Raw genomic sequence first — 22,460 nt, 5'->3', positions numbered from 1 at the left:
CTTACGGCTTCACGAACTTGAGCGTCATGCGGTCGCTCTCGCCGATGGCCAGGTACTTGGCGCGGTCCTCTTCGCCGTTGGTGAGGGTCGGCGGCAGCGCCCAGACGCCGTTCTTGTGATCGGCGGTGTCTTTCGGGTTGGCGTTGACCTCCGACTTGCCGGCGAACTTGAAGCCGGCCGCTTCCGCCAGCTTGATCACGTACTGCTCGTGCATGTAACCGGTGCTGGCCTTGTCGTCCTGCGTCTTGGAGGCCGGCAGGCGGTGCTCCTCCACGCCCAGCACGCCGCCCGGCTTCAGCACCGTGTACAGGTTGCCGAACAATTCCTTCATCTTGTCCGGGCCGAGCGGTATCCAGTTGTGGATGTTGCGGAAGGTGAGCACCATGTCCACGCTGTTCGGCGGCGCCAGCTCGTATTTGCGGCCCGGCGAGAACACGCCGATGGCCACCTTGTTGTACACCTCCGGCTTGGCGTTCAGGCGCGCCATCCAGCGCTCCGCGCTCTTGCGCTCGTTCTCGTTGGGCGAGGCCAGGTCGCTGCCGCCGGTGATCAGCTTGCCGTTGGCGCGCAGGTAGGGCGCCAGGATCTCGGTGTACCAGCCGCCGCCCGGCGCCAGCTCCACCACCGTCATGTTGGGTTTGATGCCGAAGAAGCTCAGCGTTTCATACGGATGACGGTAAACGTCGCGCTTCACATTGTCCGGCGTGCGCGACGGGGCGGCGATGGCCGCCTTGAGCGCGTCGTCGGCCTGCACGGCGCCGGTCGCGCCGAACATCATCGTGGTGGCCAGTGCGGCCAGTACGTATCGTTTCATGCACAGTCTCCTGAAGTGTTGGATGGGAGCGACGCCTGCGCGCGCCCAGCGCGATCATCGGCCAAGCTTGTCAGCAGGTCAAGCAAAATGGATGGCCGCGCACCCGCACAGTGCGCGGACACCAGCGGACACCCTGCGGACACCGGAACGGACACTTTTCGGTCAAAAAACAGCCACTTGCACAACATTATCGTCTGGCATACATTTTGCAATCCGCACGAAGCGGCAACAGATATTCAGATGTAACGTAAAGTAACAATATAAAAGAAGCTCATGGGCGGCTGGCCCACATACAACGTTGGAGAGAACATGGAACGACGTGCATTCCTCAATATCAGTAGTCTGGCACTGGGCACGATGCTGCTGCCCGCGTTCGGCCGCGCCATCGCGGCGGACGAACTGCTCAAGCCAGTGGATGTGAAATTCAAGAAGGCCCTGGCCGATACCGCCATGGGCGCGGCCACCCAGGCGGGCGCCTCGTACTGCGACGTGCGCATCGGCCGCTATCTGAACCAGTTCCTCACCACGCGCGACCTCAACGTCGAGAACGTGGTCAACACCGAATCGGCCGGCGTCGGCGTGCGCGTGATCGCCGGCGGCGCCTACGGCTTCGCCGCCACCAACGACATGACGCCGGACGGCGTGGCGGCCGCCGCGCGCCAGGCGGTCGCCATCGCCAAGGCCAACGCCAAGCTGCAAACCGAGCCGCTGATCCTGGCGCCGGTGAAGGGCGTAGGCGAGGTGTCGTGGGCGACGCCGATCGTCAAGGATTGGCGCACGGTGCCGATCAAGGACAAGGCCGACCTGCTGATCGCCGCCAACAAGGCCGGCATGGACGGCGGCGCCAGTTTCATGCAATCGCTGCTGTTCCAGGTGAATCAGCAGAAGTACTTCGCCTCCACCGACGGCTCCTACATCGACCAGGACATCCACCGCCTGTGGATGCCGTTCTTCGCCACCGCCGTGGACCAGAAGGAAAACAAGTTCCGCACCCGTCAGGGCTTGTCGGCGCCGGTCGGCATGGGCTATGAATACCTGGACGCGCGCCCCGAGCACAAGCTGCAGGCGGCCGGCGGCGTGACCACGCTGTACACCAAATCATATGACCTGATCGAGGACGCGCGCCTGGCCGGCAAGCAGGCCAAGGCCAAGCTGAAAGCCAAGTCGGTCGAACCGGGCAAGTACGACCTGGTGCTGACGCCGGAACACCTGTGGCTGACCATCCACGAATCGGTGGGCCACCCGACCGAGTTGGATCGCGTGCTGGGCTACGAGGCCAACTACGCCGGCACCAGCTTCGCCACGCTGGACAAGTGGCAGACCAAGTCGTTCAAGTACGGCTCGGAGCTGGTCAACATCGTGGCCGACAAGACCACCCCGGGTTCGCTGGGCGCGGTCGGCTACGATGACGAAGGCGTCAAGTGCAAGAGCTGGGACATCATCAAGGACGGCATCCTGGTCAACTACCAGGCCACCCGCGACCAGGCCCACATCATCGGCGAAAAAGAATCGCACGGCTGCTCGTATGCGGACAACTGGGCCAATGTGCAGTTCCAGCGCATGCCTAACGTCTCGCTCAAGGCGGGCAAGAAGCGCATGACGCCGGACGAGATGATCAAGGACGTCAAGAAAGGCATCTACATCGTCGGCGACGGCTCGTTCTCGATCGACCAGCAGCGCTACAACTTCCAGTTCGGCGGCCAGCTGTTCTACGAAATCAAGAACGGCAAGATCGGCCAGCAGCTGGAGGACGTGGCTTACCAGTCCAACACCCAGGAATTCTGGAACGCCTGCGTCGGCATCTGCGACGAGCGCGATTGGCGCATGGGCGGCTCCTTCTTCGACGGCAAGGGCCAGCCACCGCAAGTGTCCATCGTGTCGCACGGCGCGTCGACCACGCGCTTCAACGGCATCAACGTTATCAACACCGCCCGCAAAATCGGCTAAGCCCCGGAGAGAGACAAGATGAAATTCCTGAGTCAAGAAGAGACCAAGCGTATCAGCGACAAAGTGCTGAAGCTGACCAAGGCCGATCAGTGCGAAGTGTCGATCAACGGCAGCCGCAAGGGCAACATCCGCTACGCACGCAACGCCGTGTCCACCGCCGGCCTGATTGAAGATACGCAGCTGGTGGTGTCGGTCGCCTTCGGCAAGAAGCAGGGCACCGCCACCGTCAACGAGTTCGACGACAAGTCGCTGGAAAAGGCCGTGCGTCGCGCGGAAGACCTGGCGAGACTGGCGCCGGAAAATCCGGAGTTCATGCCGACGCCGTCGAAGCAGGAGTACAAGGCCTCGCAGACCTTCTTCCAGAAGACCGCCGACATCGATCCTGAATTCCGCGCGCAGGTGGCGGCCTACAGCATCGAGAACTCGCGCAAGAACAAGCTGGTGGCGGCGGGCTTCTTCACCGACAGCACCCAGTTCACCTCCATCGCCAACTCCAACGGCGTGTTCGGCTACCAGCAGGACACGGGCCTGGACTTCACCCTGACCGTGCGCACCGAGGATGGCCGCGGTTCGGGCTGGGTCAAGCGCAGCGTGGGCGACGCCAGCAAGTTCGACGCGCGCGCCGCGTCCGACATCGCCATCGAGAAGGCGCTGCGTTCGGTGGACGCCAAGGCGCTGGAGCCGGGCCGCTACACCGTGATCCTGGAGCCGGCCGCCACTTCCGACGTGCTGGCGTATATGTTCAATGCCTTCGACGCGCGTTCGGCCGATGAAGGCCGCAGCTTCCTGTCGAAAAAAGGCGGCGGCAACCGCCTCGGCGAGAAGCTGTTCGATGAGCAGGTCAACGTCTGGGCCGATCCGTGGGACAAGGATGTCGCCGTGCTGCCATTCGACGCGCAAAGCATGCTGGCGCGCGAGCGTCAGGACATCATCAAGAACGGCAAGATCGCCTCGCTGGGTTACTCGCAGTTCTGGGCCAAGAAGATGGGCCAGCGCGCCGTCGGCACGCCGGGCAACATCATCATGGCCGGCACCAACAAGTCGACCGAGGAGCTGATCGCCAACACCAAGAAGGGCATCCTGGTGACCCGTACCTGGTACATCCGCATGGTGGATCCGCAGTCGGTGCTGCTGACTGGTTTGACCCGCGACGGAACGTTCTACATCGAGAACGGCAAGATCAAGCACCCGATCAAGAACTTCCGCTTCAATGAAAGCCCGGTGACGATGTTGAACAACATCGATGAAATCGGCAAGCCGGAAATCCTGTCGGGCGACGAGTCGCAGTTCCAGTTGCTGATCCCGGCCATGAAGGTCCGTGACTTCAACTTCACCTCCCTGTCGGACGCGGTGTAAAGGTATCCCCGTCATTCCCGCGCAGGCGGGAATCCATGCTGCGCCTGATCGCCCGCGCGGCATGGGCTCCCGCCTGCGCGGGAGCGACGCTTTCAGGCTAAAGGAGAAATTTGTGGAACGCCGTTCATTTTTAAAAGTAAGCGCCGCCGCTGGCGGAGCGCTGCTGGTGCCGGTCTTCGGTAACGCCATCGCGGCTGAGGAGCTGCTCAACCCGATGGCTGTGCAATTCAAAAAATCGCTGGCCGACGCCGCCATGAACGCCGCCACCAAGGCCGGTGCCATTTACTGCGACGTGCGCATCGGCCGCTATTTGAACCAATTCATCACCACGCGCGATCTGAACGTGGAGGACATCGTCAACACCGAATCCTCCGGCGTCGGCGTGCGCGTGATCGCCAACGGCGCGTACGGCTTCTGCTCCACCAACGTCATGACGCTGGACTCGGTGGCCGACGCCGCGCGCCAGGCGGTGGCCATCGCCAAGGCCAACGCCAAGCTGCAAACCGAGCCGGTGGTGCTGGCGCCGGTCAAAGGCGTGGGCGAGGTGGCCTGGGCCACGCCGTTCAAGAAAGATTGGCGCGCGGTGCCGATCGCCGAAAAGGCCGAGATGCTCCTGGCCGCCAACAAGGCCGGCATGGAAGCGGGCGCCAACTTCATGCGCTCCATGCTGTTCCAGGTGAACCAGCAGAAGTACTTCGCCTCCACCGACGGCTCCTACATCGACCAGGACATCCATCGTCTGTGGTCGCCGTTCACCGCCACCGCTGTCGATAAGGCCAGCGGCAAGTTCCGCACACGCGACGGCCTGTCGTCGCCATCCAGCATGGGCTATGAATTCTTCGACTGCAAACCGGAGAACCGCATCAAGGCCGCCGGCGGCGTCACCACGCTGTACAAGGGCGCCTACGATCTGATCGAAGACGCGCGCGCGGCCGGCCGTCAGGCGAAAGAAAAGCTGACCGCGAAAACGGTCGAACCGGGCAAGTACGATCTGGTACTTTCGCCGGAACACCTGTTCCTGACCATCCACGAATCGGTCGGCCACGCCACCGAACTGGATCGCGTGCTGGGCTACGAGGCCAACTACGCCGGCACCAGCTTCGCCACGCTGGACAAGTGGAAGTCGAAGAACTTCAAGTATGGCGCGGACATCGTCAACTTCGTGGCCGACAAGACCACACCAGGTTCGCTGGGCCTCGTCGGTTACGACGATGAAGGCGTAGCCGCCAAGCGCTGGGATCTAATCCGCAACGGCATTCTGGTGAACTACCAGGCCACGCGCGATCAGGCCGCCGTCATCGGTGAAAAAGAATCGCACGGCTGCTCGTACGCGGACAGCTGGAGCAGCGTGCAGTTCCAGCGCATGCCCAACGTGTCGCTGGAAGCGGGCAAGAAGAAGCTGACTCCGGACGAGATGATCAAGGACGTCAAGAAGGGCATCTACATTCTCGGCCGCGGCTCGTTCTCGATCGATCAGCAGCGCTATAACTTCCAGTTCGGCGGCCAGCTGTACTTCGAAATCAAGAACGGCAAGATCGTCAACCAACTGGAAGACGTGGCCTACCAGTCGAACACACAGGAATTCTGGAACGCCTGCACCGCATTGTGCGATGAGCGCGACTGGCGCATGGGCGGCTCCTTCTTCGACGGCAAGGGCCAGCCCAGCCAGGTCAGCGCCGTGTCGCACGGCTCGCCGACCACGCGCTTCAACGGCGTCAATGTGATCAACACTGCACGCAAGATTGGATAAGCCATGAAGATGCTGATGCAAGATGAAGCAAAGCGCATTTGCGACAAGGTACTGTCGCTCTCCAAGGCCGATGAATGCCGCGTGCAGATCAACGGCGCCCGCAACGGCAACATCCGCTACGCGCGCAACGCCGTGTCCACCGCCGGCCTGACGCAGAACACGCAGCTGACGGTGAGCGTGGCCTTCGGAAAAAAGCAGGGCACGGCGTCGATCAATGAGTTTGACGATAAGTCGCTGGAAAAAGTGGTGCGCCGCGCGGAAGACGTGGCGCGCCTGGCGCCGGAGAATCCGGAGTTCCAGCCGGCGATCAAGAAGCAGGAGTACAAGCCGTCGGCCACATTCAGCGAAGCCACCGCCGCCATCGATCCGGAGTACCGCGCCGAAGTGGCGGCCATGAGCATCAACGCGGCGAAGAAGCAGGGCCTGATCGCGGCCGGCTTTTTCAGCGATACCACCGGCTTTGAAACGGTGGCCAACTCGAATGGCGTGTTCGGCTACCAGACCCTGAGCAATCTGGGTTTCACCGTCACCACCCGCACCGAGGATGGTCGTGGCTCCGGCTGGGTGACGCGCTCCGCCAACGACGCACGCAAGTTCGATCCACGCGAGTCCTCGGAGATCGCGATTGAAAAAGCGGTGAAATCGGTGGACGCCAAGGCGCTGGAGCCGGGCCGCTACACGGTGATCCTGGAGCCTGCGGCGACGTCGGAAATCATCGGCCGCATGTTCGGCGCCTTCGATGCGCGCCAGGCCGACGAGGGGCGCAGCTTCCTGTCGAAGAAGGGTGGCGGTAATCGCCTCGGCGAAAAGCTGTTCGACGAGCAGGTGAACATCTGGGCCGATCCGTGGAATCCCGACGTGCCGGTGCTGCCCTGGGATAACCAGGCCATGCTGGCGCGCGAGCGCGCGGACGTGATCAAGGGCGGCAAGGTCGCCTCGCTGGACTACACGCGTTACTGGGCCGAGAAGCAGGGCCAGCGCGCGGTGGGCCGCCACGGCAATATGATCATGGCGGGCGGCGGCAAGTCGACCGAGGAGTTGATCGCCTCGACCAAGAAGGGCATCCTCGTCACGCGCACCTGGTACATCCGCATGGTCGATCCGCAGTCGCTGCTGCTGACCGGCCTGACGCGCGACGGCACGTTCTACATCGAGAACGGCAAGATCAAGCATCCGATCAAGAACTTCCGCTTCAATGAAAGCCCGGTGACGATGTTGAACAACATCGATGAACTGGGCAAGCCGGTGGTGATCGGCGGCGACGAAGTGCGCTTCCAGATGCTGATCCCACCGATGAAGGTGCGCGACTTTAACTTCACGTCCCTGTCGGACGCGGTATAGAACCCTCCGTCATTCCGGCGCAGGCCGGAATCCATGCTGCGCCTGACATTACGCGGCCTATGGATTCCGGCCTACGCCGGAATGACGTGTGACTGAGGACAATGACGTGGCTTCGTACGATTTTTACTTCACGCGCCTGACCTACGAGTCGGGAGACTGGGATGTGGATGTCCGCATGCCCAGCAACGTGCTCAACTCGCTGGTCGAATACACGACCTTGCGCGTCGATCCCGTTGAGCGCATCGTCGCCCTGTCCGACCCGAAAATGCTGGAGGCGCCGTTCTGCTATTTCGCCGGCCACAAGCTGGTGCAGTTCACGGCCGCCGAGCGCAAGAACCTGGAGCGCTACATCAAGGGCGGCGGCTTTTTGTTCGTGGACGACTGCAACCACGACATCGACGGACTGTTCGCGAAATCGTTCGAGGCCGAAATCGCCCGTATCTTCGGGCCGAAGGCGCTGCACAAGATCCCCAACAACCATCCGATCTATTCGAGCTTTTTCAAATTTGAAGACGGCCCGCCCAATACCGCCGTGGAGCTGAACGGCTGGGGCGACGATCTGGTGCACGACTACCTGAAGGCGGTCGAGGTGGGCGGCCGCGTGCGGCTTTTGTACAGCAACAAGGACTACGGCTGCGAGTGGGACTACGACTTCCGCAACAAGCGGTTTCTCGCGGTCGACAACACCCGCTTTGCGGTGAATATCATTCAATATGCGTTGGGAGCTTAGTGATTATGGCTGATGGTGCGATCGCCTGGAGCGAAAAAGAAATCGGCGAACTGACCGCCAAGGTGAAGGCGCTCAAGGCCAGTATGGGACGCGTGATTATCGGCCAGGAGAATGTGATCGACTCGCTGATCATCTGCCTGCTGGCCGGTGGCCACGCGCTGGTGGAGGGCGTGCCGGGGCTGGGCAAGACGCTGCTGGTGAAGTCGCTGTCGCAGGCGACGGAGCTGGACTTCCACCGCGTGCAGTTCACGCCGGACCTGATGCCGTCCGATATCGTTGGCACCGAGATCCTGGAAGAGGACCACGCGACGCGCAAACGCGAGTTCCGCTTCCAGCAAGGCCCGGTGTTCACGCAGGTGCTGCTGGCGGACGAGATCAACCGCGCGCCGCCGAAGACGCAATCGGCGCTGCTGGAGGCGATGCAGGAGCGCTCGGTGACCTTTGCCGGCCAGACCCACAAGCTGCCCAAGCCCTTCTTCGTGTTGGCGACGCAGAATCCGATCGAACAGGCCGGCACCTATCCGCTGCCAGAGGCGCAGCTGGACCGCTTCCTGCTGCGCATCGATGTGGTGTATCCGACCGAAGAGGAAGAGATCCGGATGGTGTCCGCCACCACGCACGCCGGCCTGAAGGACGCCGAGCCGGTGATGGACGTCGCCACGCTCCTGCGCTTGCAGCAGCTGGTGCGCGATATCGAGATTGGCGATCACCTGGTAGCCTACGCCACGCGCCTGGTGCGCGCCACGCGTCCTGCATTGACGACGGTGCCTGCGGTGACCAAGCATATCGGCTGGGGTGCCGGCCCGCGTGCCGGCCAGGCGTTGGTGCTGGCCTCCAAGGCGCGCGCGCTGATGCACGGCCGCCTGGCCGTCACGCGTGAAGACATCGCGGAGATGCTGCTGCCGGTGCTGGCGCACCGCGTGCTGCGCAACTTCGAAGCGGAAGCGGACGGTGTGGCGATCGCCGACATCCTGCAAGCGCTGCGCGAGCATATCCGTCCTGACTGATGCAAGTTACCGCGCAGGCTAACATGACGGCGATGATGGCCCAGACCAAGGATCTGGACCTGGTGATTCGTCACGTGCTGGCGGGGCTGGGCCACGGCATCCACGCGGGCCGCGAGCGTGGAGCCGGAGTCGAGTTCTCCGAGTACCGCGCCTACGCGCCCGGCGACGAATGGCGCCGCGTGGACTGGAAGCTGCTGGCTCGCGCCGACCGCTACTTCGTGCGCGAGGCGGAACGCGACAGCCACGTCGCCGTCTGGCTCTGGCTGGATGCCACCGCGTCGATGGCGGAGCCCAGCCGTGAAATCAACGGCATCGACAAACTGTGGTTCGCCCGCACCGTGCTGGCCTGCGTGGCCGCCATCGCCCAGCGTCAGGGTGACGCCTTCGGTCTAGTGGTCTGCACCAACGGCAAAGTCGAATTCACGCCGGCCGCGCGCGGGCCGCGCCAGTTGCAGCGCGTGCTGGCCGCGATGAACAAGGCCACGCCGCAAGGCAGCTTGCCATCCGCCGACGTGCTGAAAGCCAGTCTGCACTTCGCCCGCGCGCCCAGCATGATCTTCGCCGCCAGCGATTTCCTCGACTGGCCTTCGCCACTGAGCGAAGCCTTGCTCCGCCTGCGCAACATGCGGCACGACGTACGCCTGCTGACGCTGCGCACCCAGGCCGAGGTGGAGGCGTCGTTCAAGTCCGGCACCGCCTATCGCGACCCGGAACAGAACGACGGCTTGCATCGCATGAGCAATGCGGACCGTGAATCCTACAAACAGCAGAGCCGAGCACACTTCGACGATGTGGTGGCCCGCTGCCGTCAACATAACATCGTCCATTACGAGGCCCGCATCGAGCAGCCTTTGAGTGGTGTTTTACGCAATTGGTTGCAGCTCGCGGGAGCACGGGCCAAATGATGTTGAGTTCTTACCCCCTGTGGTGGCTGGCGCTGCCGGTGCTGTTGCTGCCGGTATGGTGGCATCGCCAGAAGCGCCAGCGGCTGAAGGCCGAGATGCTGGCGACGGCACGCTTCCTGCCGTCCGCACCGCCGGAGCAGCTGCGCGTCTGGCAGTGGCGCGACAAAGCGCTGCTGCTGGTACGCTGCCTGATGCTGGTGGCGTTGATCGCCTGGCTGGCGGCGACCATTTTCCCGTGGCGCGGCGACACGGTGTTGATCGACGCCGGCGTGGACAAAGCATGGGCGGAAAAGGAAATAGCAGCCGCCGGCTTCGGCGCCGCCGCGCGCGCCGAGCTGCCGTCAAACGCATTGCAATGGCTGCGCGCGAACGAACGCGATTGGCGTAGCGATGCCAAACTGCTGATCGTCGCCCGCGCTGACCAAATCGCCATGCCGGCCCGCCTGCCGCAATACAACCATCAACTCCAATTGCGCACTCAGCCCGTAGCCGCGCCACGCGCGTCGGGCATCGCCACGCCGGTCGAGCGCCGCGTGGCGCTTGCGGCGACAGACGCGCGCGCTTCGGCATGGCGCTCCCTGTTCGCCGCATTCAGCAGCGCAGGGGAGGGCGCCACCCGCTACGTGGTCGCCGCCGAGCCGGACGCCAAGACTCCGCTGATCGTCTGGGACACGCCCAACGCAACGCCGCCCGCTGACTGGCACGCGCCACACTGGTGGATCGCCACGCCGGCGGCCTTCCCCGAACTGGCCAAAGCTTCCACGCTGACGATCAACGGCATCACGCTGAAGTACACAGACTCGCCGCGCGGCCGTCTGTGGACGTCGGACGCTTTCCCACCGCGCGACGCCGACACCGCGCGCGTGCTGTACGAAGCCTGGCAGTCGCTGGCCGTAGCACCTGCACCAGCCTACCCAACGCCATCGCAAACCTTCGCCGCCGCCCGCAACGCGCTGCCTGCCATCGTGAGCGCCAAGCCTGCGAGCTGGCTGGCACTGGCTCTGCTGGCGCTCTTCATCATCGAACGGATACTCACCCATGCACGGCGCAACTGACCACCTGCGCGACAGCCTCTGGGCCGCCATCCTGCGCCGCCGCGTGCCGCAATGGCTGGCCGTCCTCGCGCCGCTGGCGGTAGCCGCCATCGTGCTCCATCCGGCGACTACCGTCAGCAACGCCTGGCTGTTCGTGTTGTCCGCCGTCGCGCTTTGCCTGGTCTGGATCGCCGTCGACGCGGCCCGTTGGCGCCATCGCATCAACCAGCAATGGGCCTCGTGGCTGAACCAGGCCATCCCGCAACTGGAAGACAGCAGTACCCTGCTGGCCGAAGAGGCCAGAACGCCAATCGCCAGGCTTCAGCAGCAACGCCTGCAAGCCCGACTCGCCAGCATACTGGCCGCCGACGACTACAAAACCATCGCGCGCCAACGCGCACGCTTCACCATCCTGCCGCTCGTACTCAGCCTGCTGGCCGCAGGCAGCGCCGCCGCCTGGCACACCCGCCCAACCGCCGCGCCATCGCCAGCCACCGCGAAGCAAGCCAATAAACCCATCGTCGATGGCGAAGTCCACCTGCGCGTCACACCGCCGGCCTACACAGGTGTCGCCGCATTCGAAACCGGCGCTCGCGACATCCAGGTTCCCCAATACTCCGAGGTCCGCTGGTGCGTGCGCAATCCGGCTGGCGCACAGCCCGTGATAGAACTGGGCGACGGCCAAACGCTGGACGTCACCCCGGAGTGTGCAAAACTTCGCGTTGAAGACTCTCTGTTCTGGCGCGCCCGTGGCGCCGGCGGCACCCGCTACAACATCCGCGTCACGCCGGACCAGGCGCCGGAAATCACCATCGCCGCGCCCACCGAGTTAATCCACCTGCTGGCAAAAGATGCCAAGGCGGTCCAGATCTCCGTCGGCGCCAAGGACGATTACGCCATCGTCCGCGCCAGTCTGCACATGACGCTGGCGCGCGGCAGCGGCGAGAACATCCGCTTCAGCGACAAGGAAGTCCCGCTGCCGCAATCCACCGACCCGAAATCCCGCAACTGGAAAAAACAATGGACGCTGGCGGAACTCGGCATGGAACCGGGCGATGAACTCTACTTCTTCTTGCGCGCCACCGACAACGCGCCAAGCCCGCACACCGCGCAATCGCCAACCTACACCCTGCGCCTGCCAGGCCCGGATGCGGAAAGCCTCGAATCCACCGCGCTGCCGACCATGACCAAGCCCGAGAACCTGCGCAGCCAACGCCAGATCATCATCGACACGGAGCAACTGGTGGCCGACCTGAAAGCCCATCCCGACATGCCGGCCGCCACCCTGCGCAACCGCAGCGAAGCCATCGCCGCCGACCAGACCAAGCTGCGCCTGCGCTACGGCCAGTTCCTGGGCGAGGAATCCAGCTTGTTCGGCGAGGAAGAACACGAGGAACACCACGAAAGCGGCGGCGCCCAGGAACGTCCAGGCAGCGAAATCTCCGTGATGAAAGCCTTCGGCCACGCGCACGACCAGGAAGGCAACGCCACCATCTTCGATCCGCAAACCAAGGCGGTGTTGCGCCGCGCGCTGGCCGCCATGTGGGATGCCGAGAAGGCCCTGCGCGCGATCTCGCCCAAGACGGCGCTGGCGCCGGAATACAAGGCGCTGGACGCGATCAAGGAACTGCAGTCGGCGGAACGCGTCTACCTGCACCGCACGGCCTTCGTGCCACCGGCGCTGAAGGAGGAGAAGCGTATGACCGGCGACATTGTCGGCGCCATGAGCTACAAACGTGAACAGGGAGCACCCAACGACAGCGTGCCGGCCGAGGTGCGCGAGCTGGTGCAAGCGTTGTCGCAGGACGGCGCCTTGCCGGCCCTGTGGGCCAAGGCCGCGCGCGACACCATCGCCGCGCGGGTCACCGATCAGGAACAGAAACTCAGCGCCCAGCGCGCGGTGCAGGATGTGCAGGACGGCTGTGTGCCATGCCGCGCCGAGCTGCGCGCCTGGCTGCGCGGCACCTTGGCGGAAGCGCCGGTGCTGCTGCAGGCGAGGCCCTCGGCGGATTCGACTTTCCGCCGCGCGTGGGCCGGCAAGGAGCAAGCAAAATGATGATCGCTACCGATCTCGCGGCGATAGCACCACCGCTGGCCGCGCTGGCGGCGGGCGCGATCAGCGCGGCGCTGTATGGCCGCAAAAAACAGTGGCTCAACGCTGCCTTGGCCGGCGTTGCAGGCGCCGCGCTGGCGGTGTCGATCGCGGATGTCCGATTGCCTGCCGCCCTCAACGCCGCCCCGCTGTCCGTCAGCACCGAGGCGGGCCATCTCAGTGACGCCGACCGCCTTGCGATTCCCGCCGCCGCCGCCATTGCGCTCAGCGGGGACGGCGTGCGCGAGGCGGACTGGCGCGATTTGCCTGCGCGTCCGCTGCAATGGACGCCGGCGGCCAACGCCGATCTGCTCTGGCTGGACTTCCCGCGTTCGATATCGCTGGGCCGCATCTTCACACTCTCCGTGCGTCGTCCACTGACGCAGGCCGCGTGGCGCTTGCAGCTGCTGGCGGAGAACAAGCAGGTGCTGGCCGATTCCGGCGCGCCGGCTGCGGCGACGCAGTTGACGGTGCAGTGGCTGCCGCCGGTGGCCGAGACCATGGTGCTGCAGGCGCGCTTGCTGGACGCCGCCGGCAAAATCATCGCTCAAGGGCCGGTTCCGCTGCAGGTGACGGATGCGGTGCCGTTGCAGGTACAGGGCCGCTTTGACGCGCCATCATTTGATGCGCGCGTGCTGAACCAGTTGCTGGCTGACGGTAACGCCATCCTGGACTGGAATGTCACGCTGGGCAAGGCCATCACGCGCGGCGAAACGGCGCGCGCGCCGCTCACCGCACCGAATGTGATGTTTGTCGATGCGGCCTACGTCGAGCATCTAAGTCCATCGGCGCGCGGCAGTTTGTTGGCGCAGGTGGGGCAGGGCGTGCCGTTGGTTGTGCTGGGCGGCAGCGCCTCGGATGTCGGGATGTGGCAACGTGATTTCGGGCTGCCGCTGCATCCGCAATCGCCGACCACTGAAAAAGAGGACGTGCGGCAGTTCAACGCCACGCTGGCCATGCCTCCCGCCGGCTTGAATCCGGCCGAGAATGCAGCCGAGCCGTGGTCGGTGCTGGCACGCGACGCGAAAAAGCAGCCGTGGATGTGGAGCCGCGCCGTCGGCAAGGGCCGCGTGGTGTGGCTGGGCGTGACGGAGTGGCACAAGTATGCGATCAGCGAGCCACGGCTGTTGGCGTTGTGGTGGCAATCCGCCATGGATCGGATTGCGCTGGATAGCGTGCAAAAAACGGTGTGGCAATTGAACGATCCGATGCCGGTGCCGGGTTTGCGCAGCGAAGTGTGCGCGCAAGGTGTGAAGACAGGCGTGATGTTGGCGGCGGAAGGCTATGCGGCAATGGCCTTGCAGCCTCGCGCCGACAAGGCGGATGGTGTATGCGCGGCGTTCTGGCCACAGAAAGCCGGATGGATCAAGTTCAACGCGGAAGGCATGGAGGCGCCGGGCCTGGAATACGTTTATGCCGCCAATGATTGGCCGGCGTGGCAGCGCGCGCTGCGGCGTGAAGCGACCGCGCGGTACGCGACACGTTCGGCGGCTGCGGCAATCGTGGCGACTGGCGGTGCGGCGGAGCGGCCGTTGCCGGCCGCTCCGTTCGGGGTGCTGTTTGCGTTGTCCATGCTGGCCCTTTGGTATCGCGAGCAAAGCGCCGAAAAAAGCCCTGCGCGCGAAGCGCAGGGCTAAAGCCGGCCCATATTGCGGGGCCGGCGTCCTTGGCCGGAATCAGAACTTGTAGTTCAGTCCAAACAGGACAGTGCGACCGTACTTCGCGTACTCCAGCTGACGGTCCTTGCTGTTGGCGTAGGTTTCATACGCCTCGTTGGTCAGGTTGTTCACCTGCAGCAGCACGCCGAGTCCCTTGTAGGCGCCTTCGTTGAAGGTGTAGCCGATCTGGAAGTCGACCGGGCTATCGCCCACCACGTAGCGCAGTTGGCGGTCGCCGGCGAAGTTGCCGATCTCACCCACGTAGTCGGAACGCTTGCGGGTGCTCACGCGGGTCGAGAAGCCCGCTTTTTCGTAGTACAGCGTCAGGTTGGTGACGTTGCGCGACAGGCCGGGCAGCGGGATCTTGCCGATCGTGGAGTTGACTTCCTTGATGTCGATGTGGCTCTCGGTGTACGAGGTGGATGCCAGCACGCCAAAGCCGTCCAGCGCCGGCGTCAGCATGTCGAACGGCACCGACACCGACAGCTCCGCGCCTTTCAGGATACCGCCGTTGCCGTTGTACGCCGTGGTGTACTGGCCCTGATTGGTGATGGCGATGGTGCCTGCCGTGTACTGCGAGAAGTCGCGGGTTTCCGAGAAGGTGTAGATGTAGGTGTCGAGCTTTTTGTAGAAGCCCGCCAGCGCCACGTAGCCCTTCTTGGCGAAGTATTTTTCCCACGAGATGTCGAACGCCTTGGCCTTCCATGGATCCAGTTTTGTGTTGCCGCCGCTGCCGCTCGGCAGGCGGGTGCCGGTATCGACTGTGAAGTTGAAGCCGGCGTTCAGTTGGTCCACGCGTGGACGGGCGATCTGCTTGGCCAGCGAGACGCGCAGGGTCTGGTCGTTGGCCAGGCCGAAGGCCAGGTTCACGCTCGGCAGCACGTCGTTGTAGCTCTTGCCGTCGCTGATCGGGTGGGCCACGCCGCCATTGTCCGCGTACAGCGAGTCCGACGACTGGTTGGTGTGCACCAGCTGCGCGCCGACGTTACCGCGCAGCGATACGCCGCCCAGGTCCGAGTCGAGGTTGGCGCGCACGAAGCCCGTGGTGATTTTCTCGGTCACGTCCCAGGCGCGGCTGATGGTGCCGGCGTTATTGGCCAGGCTGTAGTTGATCGGATCGAAGTACTTGGCGATCACCGCCGGCACGTTCCACGACGGCACGATGCCCGAACCGGCGAAGCCCAGGTCCACCGGCGCGTACAGCAGGTCGCTGGAGATGGTCGGATTCCCCTTGGCGAACAGCTGGCCCGAAGGCTGGCGCTTGGTCTTGGTGCGGTTGCTGTGATTGACGCCGACGTCGACGTTATGGAACACGCTTTCCAGCGCGTCCGGCACCGGCACGGTGGCCACCAGCTTGAAGCTCTTCATGGTGTCCACCAGGTGCGGCGAGTAGGTGCTGCCGTAGCCGTAGATCGAGTTGCCGGTCAAGAGCTTGGTCGGATCGCTGTAATCCAGCGTGCCGTGGATGGTGGCGAAGTCGCCGGTCTTCCAGCCTACCGTCATCAGCGGATCGTTGTAGGCGCCGCCGGTCGCGGTCTGCAGCTGCAGGTTGTTTTCGAGGTAGGTCTCGTCGCGCTTGGCGCGTGAGTAGTTGGCGTCGGCCAGCAGGGTCCAGCTGCCGAAGTTGAAGCGGTTGGCCCAGCCGGCGGTGCGGATCTGGTCCTTGCGGTTGTTGTACTGGCCGCGCACCAGCGGGTAGGCGCCGGTGGCGGTGCCGCCCAGCAGCGTGCCGTTCACCACGTTGACGGTCTGGTAGTTGAAGCCGACCGGGTTGTTGCTGCCGTTGTAGCCGCCGAGGTTTACCTCGAACTGGTTGTTGGTGTCGACCTGCTTGAATTCGGACGCGAACACGTCGAGGGTGCTGGTCCACATTTTCGACGGACGGTATTCCAGCACGCCGATCAGGCCAGTGCGTTTCAGCACGCCGCTCTTGGCCAGCGATTTCACGCCGGCGGTGATGTAGGTGCCGGCCGGGACGCCCGAGACGGCGCTTTGCGAGAATGGCTCGTAGGTGCCGGTTTCATGGTCGAGGATCGGCGACTCCAGATGGGCGATGCCCAGCGCCACGCCGACTGTGCGGTTGGCAAACTGGTCGATGTAGCTGGCGCTGACGCGGTGGCCGGTGTCCTTGGCGTTGGCGATCTTGCCCAGCGAGTTTTTCTCGCCGCGCGCGTTGACCGAGAAGGTGCGGCCGGAGAAGGCCAGCGGGCGCACGGTCTGCATGTCGATGGTGCCGGACAGGCCTTGGCCGATCAGGCCCGCGTCCGGTGTTTTGTAGATGGTGACGGCGCTCAGCAGCTCCGATGGATACTGGTCGAATTCGACCGAGCGGTTGTCGCCGGTGCTGACTTGTTCGCGACCGTTCAGCAGCGTGGTGGCGAAGTCCGGCGACAGGCCGCGGATCGAGATCACTTGCGCGCGGCCGGCCACGCGTTGCGCCGCAAGGCCGGGCAGGCGCGCGATGGATTCGGCGATCGAGACGTCCGGCAGTTTGCCGATGTCTTCTGCGGAGATGGTTTCAACGATGGAGGTCGCGTCCTTCTTGACCGAGATGGCGTCCTCGATGCCGCGGCGGATGCCGGCCACCACCACGGTGGTGGGCGCGTCGCTGGCTTGCGGGGTGTCGGCCGCCGTCGCGTGGACTGGCGCGGACAGGGCTGAAATCAGCACCGCGCAGGCGGCGGCGACAGGGCTGAGCGGCAGCGCGGCTTGCAGGCCGCGCCGGGATTGATTGAGCTGCATTGTAGTCTCCAGGTGTGTGTCGAATGGCGCGTTCTTGTGACGCTTCGTTCGATCTTGTATTAAAACTAGAATAACAGTCAAACAATGTTTGTGCCGAAATACGGTTTACGTCGACTACTTCGCCTCTGTAGTCGGATAAAGTTGTATCTATGCTACAGAAAGATGTGTCGTCATGTAGCTGAACTACATGAGTCCCATTGCAGAACGTAGGCTGGCGCGGGTAGCTTGCAGTCGGGCTCCGGCAGCGGCGCCAACGGCGTGCGCGCCAAGGGCAGCACGCCGGTCCACACCGGCCAGTTCAGGTCTTCGGCGTCGTCTTCCACCCCGCCCGCGCGGATTTTGCAGGCCGCCTCCGCCAGCGGGATGCGCAGGACGGTGGTGGCGGCGTACTCCTTGTCCGAGCCGGGGCGGATCTCGGCTTGCCGGCCGGGCGCGAGCTTTTCCATGAACGCTTCCAACGCGTGGCGCGCGGCGCCGCCTTCCACCGCTTCGAAACGGCCATAGATCATGGCCGAGCGGAAGTTCATCGAGTGGTTGAACGCCGACCGCGCCAGCACCAGGCCATCCAGGTGGGTGATGGTCACGCAGCATTCGTTTTGCAGCAGGTGCTTGACCATGCGGCTGCCGTTGGAGCCGTGGATGTACAGATGTTCGCCCTCGCGCCAGCAGGCGGTGGGAATGCAATGAGCGCCCTTGCCGTCGCTGAAGGCGATGTGGCACAGGTAGGCGTCATCGACGATGGCGTGCAGGGTGGCGGTGTCGTAGTGCGCGTTGCTGGCGACGCGGCGAATGCGGGTGCGGTCACTCGGTGGCTGGTTCATGGTTCCCTTTCATAAAAAGGGCAATATAATGAAATGCTGGCTCTATCAATAGATCCACGGATTGCTAATTTTATGGAGCCAAGAATGGATTTTGTATTGCTGTTCAACCGCTATGCGGAGCGCCATGGCGACGCCGCTTGGCCGCGTCAGCGCATGCTGCACGAATGCCTGCGCGCCGCCATCCGCGAGGGCACGCTGGCCGCCGGCACCCGGCTGGCCGCGTCGCGCGCGTTGGCGGAGGAGCTGGGCGTGGCGCGCAACACGGTGCTGTACGCGTATGAGCAGTTGAGCGGCGAAGGCTACGTTGTCAGCGACCGGCGCGGCACGATGGTCGCGACCCTCACCGCGCCGGCGACGACCGCGCACGCGCCGAAGGGCCGCGCTGCGGCGGCGAGAGACCCGGGCCTCGGCGCGGCGCCGCCGGGCCTGTCGCAGCGCGTGCGCAACCTGCGCGCGCTGCCGGGCGATGCCGACCGCATGGGTGCGTTTGTGCCGGGCGTGCCTGCGCTCGAGCACTTTCCGATGGCGCTGTGGCGGCGCATGCTGGAGCGCGCACTGCGCGGCATGACGGCGCTGCAACTGAACTACGGCGACCCCGCCGGCGAGGCGCCGCTGCGCGAAGCGATCGCCGGCCATTTGCGCGCCTCGCGCGGTGTGCTGTGCGGTGCCGGCCAGGTGTTCATCACCGATGGCACGCAGAGCAGCCTTGACCTGTGCATGCGCGCCCTGGCCGATGCCGGCGAAACCATCTGGATCGAGAATCCCGGCTACGGCGGCGCGCTGGCGGCGGCGCGCGCGGCCGGGCTGGTGGTGGCCGGCATCGATGTCGATGACGACGGCATGGCGCCGCGCCGCGAGGACTGGCTGCTGCGTCCTCCAAAGCTGATCTACACCACGCCCTCGCACCAGTATCCGGTTGGGAGTGTACTGAGCCTGCGCCGCCGCCATGCGCTGATCGAGGCCGCGCGCGCGGCGGGCGCGCTGATCATCGAGGACGACTACGATAGCGAATTCCGCCACGACGGCGCGCCGCTGCACGCCATGCAGGGCCTGACGCCCGATGCGCCAGTGGTCTACCTGGGCACCTTCAGCAAGACCATGTTCCCGTCGCTGCGCATCGGCTTCGTGGTGGTGCCGGCGGCGCTGGCCGGGGACTTCGCCCTGATGCGCGCGCAATCGTCGGCGCGCGGCCGCGTGGCTGAGCAGCTGGCGCTGGCGGAGTTCCTGCGCAGCGGCCAGTTCGTGCTGCACCTGCGCCGCATGCGCAGGCTGTATCGCCAGCGCCGCGATGCGCTGGTGGCCGCGCTGGAAAAGCATCTGGGATCGGTGGCCACGGTGCACGGCGGCTCGGCCGGCATGCACCTGTCCTTGCGCTTCAACGACGCGCGCATCGATGACGTCGAGGTCACGGCGCAGGCCGAGCGGCACGGCATCGCGGTCAACGCGCTAAGCCAGCACGACACACAGGGAGATTCGGGATGGAAGGGTTTGATGCTCGGCTATGCACAAGTGCCAGCCGAGCGGATGGAGGGACTGGTCAAACAGTTGGCGGCGTTGATCCACCTCGCGGCGTACGCCGCCAACCGTTCAATTAAAACGCCGTATCAGCACGCACGTAGAACGAGCGGCCGTTCACGCCGATAGGGCAGGTTTCCCAGCAACGGGTGAAGCCCAGTTTCGGGAAGTCGCCGCCGTTGGTCCACTCGTTAGGCAGCTGGTTGAACACGTTGTTCACGCCCACGCTCAGGAAGGTGCGTTTGCTGAACCCGTAGCGCACGGTGGTGTCCACTAGCCAGCGCGCGTCCCACTTCTGCAGAGGGCTGAAGTTTTCAGCATACACTTCGCCGAAGTAGTTGGCGCGCGCGTTCAGGTTCCATGCGCCGACCGTGTAGTCCGCGCCCACCACGTGGTGCTTGCGTGGCTGGCCGTGTTCGATCAGGGTCACTTGCGACTTGTCGAACAGCTTCTCGCCGCTCAGCACCGTGGACGTCGAGTGGCGCTTGGTCACTTCGGTTTTGTTGAAGCCCAGTTGGCCCGACAGCACCAGCGTCGACGCGTCAAACTTGGTGGTGTGCTCCGCCACGATGTCCAGGCCGCGGGTGCGGGTATCGACAGCGTTGGTGAAGAACTGCGCCTGGCCCACGCCCAGTGGCTTCAGGATGTTGGCGATCGGGCCGCCGCCGGCTTCAGGCGCGATCTCGCTCGAGAACACGATGCGGTCCTTGATCTTGATCTGGTACGCGTCCGCGGTCAGCGACATGTTCTTCGCCGGACGCAGCACGATACCGCCGCTGATGCTGGTCGAGGTTTCCTCTTTCAGCGGCTTGATGCCGAAGGCCTGGGTCACGGCGCTGCCCTGACGCGCGGTCAGGGTTTCGGTCAGCACGCCGTTATTCAGGTTGGTCGACACGGAGCTGTAGAACTCCTGCTGCACGCTGGGCGCACGGAAGCCGGTCGAGGCGCTGGCGCGGAAGCCCACTTCCTTGGTCGGGTCGAAGCGCGCGCTCAGCTTGCCGGTGACGGTGTCGCCGAAGTCCGAGTATTTTTCATAGCGCACGGCGCCGCCCAGGGTCAGCTCCTTGACTGGCTTGGTCTCGGCGTCCAGGAACAGGGCGATGTTGTGACGTCCCGAATCCACGGCGGTCGATGGCGTGTAGCCAGGGAAGCCCTGGATGCCGGCTGCTGCGGTGGCGCCGCTTGGCGTCTTGATCACGATGGCCGGGTTGTTGGTGCGGCCGTACTGGTAGGAGATCGGATCGCCGGCGACGATCTGATAGTTATCCTGGCGGTACTCGAAGCCGGTGGCCAGATTCACTTCGGTCTCGCCGAATTTGACCGGGCCCTTGACGTCGGCGTTGAAGGTCAGCTGGTTGAACTTCAGCGTGCCGGTGTCGGCCTCGCGCGCCGATTCGGCGTAGATGCCGCCGCCCGGTTTCGGTTCGTACCAGTAGGAGACGTTCAAGCTGTTCGACTCGTGGAACGCCAGCTCGCTCTGGCCGTAGTTGATGCTGACGTCGGCCTTCCAGTCGCCGGCCAGGTCGCGGCGGTAGCCGAACGCGAACGAGGCGTCCTTGATGTCGGTGTGGATGGCCGGCAGGAAGCCGTTTGGATACACTTCCGGCACGGTGCGGGCGTCGCCGGCCGAGCGGAAGAAGCCATACGAATCGCTCTTGCGCTGCGAGACGCCGCCGAAGGCGTAGAACTCGCTGCTCTTGTCGATCGGCAGGGCGGCGTTCCACCACAGGTAGGCGTCCTTGGTGTTGCTGTCGCCGATGTGCTGGGTCACGCGCGGCGGGTTCACGCGCAGCGAGTCCGGGCCGGCGCGGTTGGTTTCGCCGCGCTTGCGCCACTCGGCGGTCAGGTTGACGAAGCCGCCGTTCTCGCCCAGCGCGAAGCCGCGGTTGACGCTGGCCGAGTACATGTCGCCGTCGCCTTCCGAGGTGGTGCCCAGCTGGCCGCTGACGGCGGTCTCGCCGACGTTCGACTTGAGGACGATGTTGATCACGCCGGCGATCGCGTCCGAGCCGTATTGGGCAGCGGCGCCGTCGCGCAGCACCTCGATGTGATGGATGGCGGCCAGCGGAATGGCGTTGATGTCGGTACCGGCCGAGCCACGGCCGATGGTTTGCTGCACGTTGACCAGCGCCTGCTGGTGACGGCGTTTACCGTTGATCAGCACCAGCACCTGGTCAGGGCCGAGCGAGCGCAGGGTGGCCGGACGGATCGAGTCGGTGCCGTCGCTGATAAAGGTGGTGGAGAAGTTGAACGACGGGTCCAGCGTTTGCAGCAGCTTGCCCAGCTCCAGCGGGCCGGCGGTCTGCAGGTCTTTCAGGCCGATCAGGCCCACCGGCGCCGAGGTGTCCAGCGCGGTTTTGGCGACCGAGCGCGAGCCCAGTACGACCACGGTTTGTTGATCATCGGCTTTGGCGGCGCCGTCGGTGGACGACTGCGCGAAAGCGCTTTGCGCGGCCAACAGCAGGATAGCGCTGGCCAGCAAGGTGCGTTTAAATTGTGGTGCTCTTTGCATTGGTTTTCTCTCTAGGTATTTGAAGACGGCCAGCGGGGTAGGGCCGTTGATAAAAATACTAAAGGTAGCCTCCAATGAGCGACAACGCGGCATGCACCACAATGTTGCGCAATGTGCACATTTACCAATATTTCGTGCACTGAAACGTAATGTATCGTAAAGTAACCGGCGGCCCGGAACGAACATGGTGCATGGGCGCCCAAAAGTGTGGCGCGCATGCATCGGTATGAGGCGGA

15 protein-coding genes are annotated in these 22,460 nt (G+C 64.4%); 11 read left to right on the top strand and 4 right to left on the bottom strand.

Annotation, left to right across the window (positions count from 1 at the left end; genetic code table 11):
* Position 1: 1 nt before the first annotated feature.
* Positions 2-814, bottom strand: a complete 813-nt coding sequence (locus FHW83_RS08725; protein WP_176645948.1) for a class I SAM-dependent methyltransferase — start codon at positions 812-814, stop codon at positions 2-4.
* A 309-nt stretch (positions 815-1,123) separates the two neighbouring features.
* On the opposite strand from FHW83_RS08725, the gene FHW83_RS08720 reads away from it, so the two are divergent.
* From FHW83_RS08720 to FHW83_RS08675, 10 genes are all read left to right on the top strand, one after another.
* Complete coding sequence (locus FHW83_RS08720; protein ID WP_176645947.1) at positions 1,124-2,761, top strand: TldD/PmbA family protein; 1,638 nt, start codon at positions 1,124-1,126, stop codon at positions 2,759-2,761.
* An 18-nt stretch (positions 2,762-2,779) separates the two neighbouring features.
* Positions 2,780-4,117, top strand: a complete 1,338-nt coding sequence (locus FHW83_RS08715) for a TldD/PmbA family protein (RefSeq protein ID WP_176645946.1) — start codon at positions 2,780-2,782, stop codon at positions 4,115-4,117.
* 112 nt (positions 4,118-4,229) lie between these two features.
* A complete protein-coding gene (locus tag FHW83_RS08710) occupies positions 4,230-5,867 on the top strand; it encodes a TldD/PmbA family protein (RefSeq protein ID WP_176645945.1) in 1,638 nt (545 codons plus the stop codon).
* Between the two features lie 3 nt (positions 5,868-5,870).
* Positions 5,871-7,208 (top strand): TldD/PmbA family protein, encoded by a 1,338-nt coding sequence (locus FHW83_RS08705; protein ID WP_176645944.1) that lies wholly within the window; start codon positions 5,871-5,873, stop codon positions 7,206-7,208.
* Positions 7,209-7,296: 88 nt separating this feature from the next.
* Complete coding sequence (locus tag FHW83_RS08700; protein ID WP_373997183.1) at positions 7,297-7,938, top strand: DUF4159 domain-containing protein; 642 nt, start codon at positions 7,297-7,299, stop codon at positions 7,936-7,938.
* A 5-nt stretch (positions 7,939-7,943) separates the two neighbouring features.
* Positions 7,944-8,945: a MoxR family ATPase gene (locus tag FHW83_RS08695; RefSeq protein WP_176645943.1), complete on the top strand. Its 1,002-nt coding sequence runs from the start codon at positions 7,944-7,946 to the stop codon at positions 8,943-8,945.
* Positions 8,946-8,968: 23 nt separating this feature from the next.
* Positions 8,969-9,850 (top strand): DUF58 domain-containing protein, encoded by an 882-nt coding sequence (locus FHW83_RS08690; protein ID WP_229224087.1) that lies wholly within the window; start codon positions 8,969-8,971, stop codon positions 9,848-9,850.
* The gene (locus FHW83_RS08685) at positions 9,847-10,905 is read left to right on the top strand and encodes a hypothetical protein (protein ID WP_229224086.1); all 1,059 of its coding nucleotides are present in this window, start codon (positions 9,847-9,849) and stop codon (positions 10,903-10,905) included. The genes FHW83_RS08690 and FHW83_RS08685 overlap by 4 nt, the downstream gene beginning before the upstream one ends.
* On the top strand, positions 10,889-12,940 hold the full coding sequence (locus FHW83_RS08680; protein WP_176645942.1) for a DUF4175 family protein: 2,052 nt from the start codon (positions 10,889-10,891) through the stop codon (positions 12,938-12,940). The genes FHW83_RS08685 and FHW83_RS08680 overlap by 17 nt, the downstream gene beginning before the upstream one ends.
* Positions 12,937-14,613 (top strand): hypothetical protein, encoded by a 1,677-nt coding sequence (locus FHW83_RS08675; protein ID WP_229224085.1) that lies wholly within the window; start codon positions 12,937-12,939, stop codon positions 14,611-14,613. Before FHW83_RS08680 ends, FHW83_RS08675 begins: the two co-directional genes overlap by 4 nt.
* 39 nt (positions 14,614-14,652) lie before the next feature.
* Here FHW83_RS08675 and FHW83_RS08670 read toward each other — a convergent pair whose 3' ends face one another.
* Both FHW83_RS08670 and FHW83_RS08665 read right to left on the bottom strand, forming a co-directional pair.
* On the bottom strand, positions 14,653-17,376 hold the full coding sequence (locus FHW83_RS08670; protein WP_176645941.1) for a TonB-dependent receptor: 2,724 nt from the start codon (positions 17,374-17,376) through the stop codon (positions 14,653-14,655).
* A gap of 170 nt (positions 17,377-17,546) precedes the next feature.
* Positions 17,547-18,197 (bottom strand): pyridoxamine 5'-phosphate oxidase family protein, encoded by a 651-nt coding sequence (locus FHW83_RS08665; RefSeq protein ID WP_176645940.1) that lies wholly within the window; start codon positions 18,195-18,197, stop codon positions 17,547-17,549.
* Between the two features lie 84 nt (positions 18,198-18,281).
* On the opposite strand from FHW83_RS08665, the gene FHW83_RS08660 reads away from it, so the two are divergent.
* A complete protein-coding gene (locus tag FHW83_RS08660; protein ID WP_176645939.1) occupies positions 18,282-19,841 on the top strand; it encodes a PLP-dependent aminotransferase family protein in 1,560 nt (519 codons plus the stop codon).
* Here the strand turns inward: FHW83_RS08660 and FHW83_RS08655 are convergent.
* A complete protein-coding gene (locus tag FHW83_RS08655) occupies positions 19,789-22,224 on the bottom strand; it encodes a TonB-dependent siderophore receptor (RefSeq protein ID WP_176645938.1) in 2,436 nt (811 codons plus the stop codon). The two genes, FHW83_RS08660 and FHW83_RS08655, sit on opposite strands and share 53 nt — an antisense overlap.
* Positions 22,225-22,460: the final 236 nt, after the last annotated feature.

It is taken from the genome of Duganella sp. SG902 (assembly GCF_013376005.1).
Classification (GTDB): domain Bacteria; phylum Pseudomonadota; class Gammaproteobacteria; order Burkholderiales; family Burkholderiaceae_D; genus Rugamonas.
This window is presented reverse-complemented; position numbering and strand designations above follow the sequence as displayed.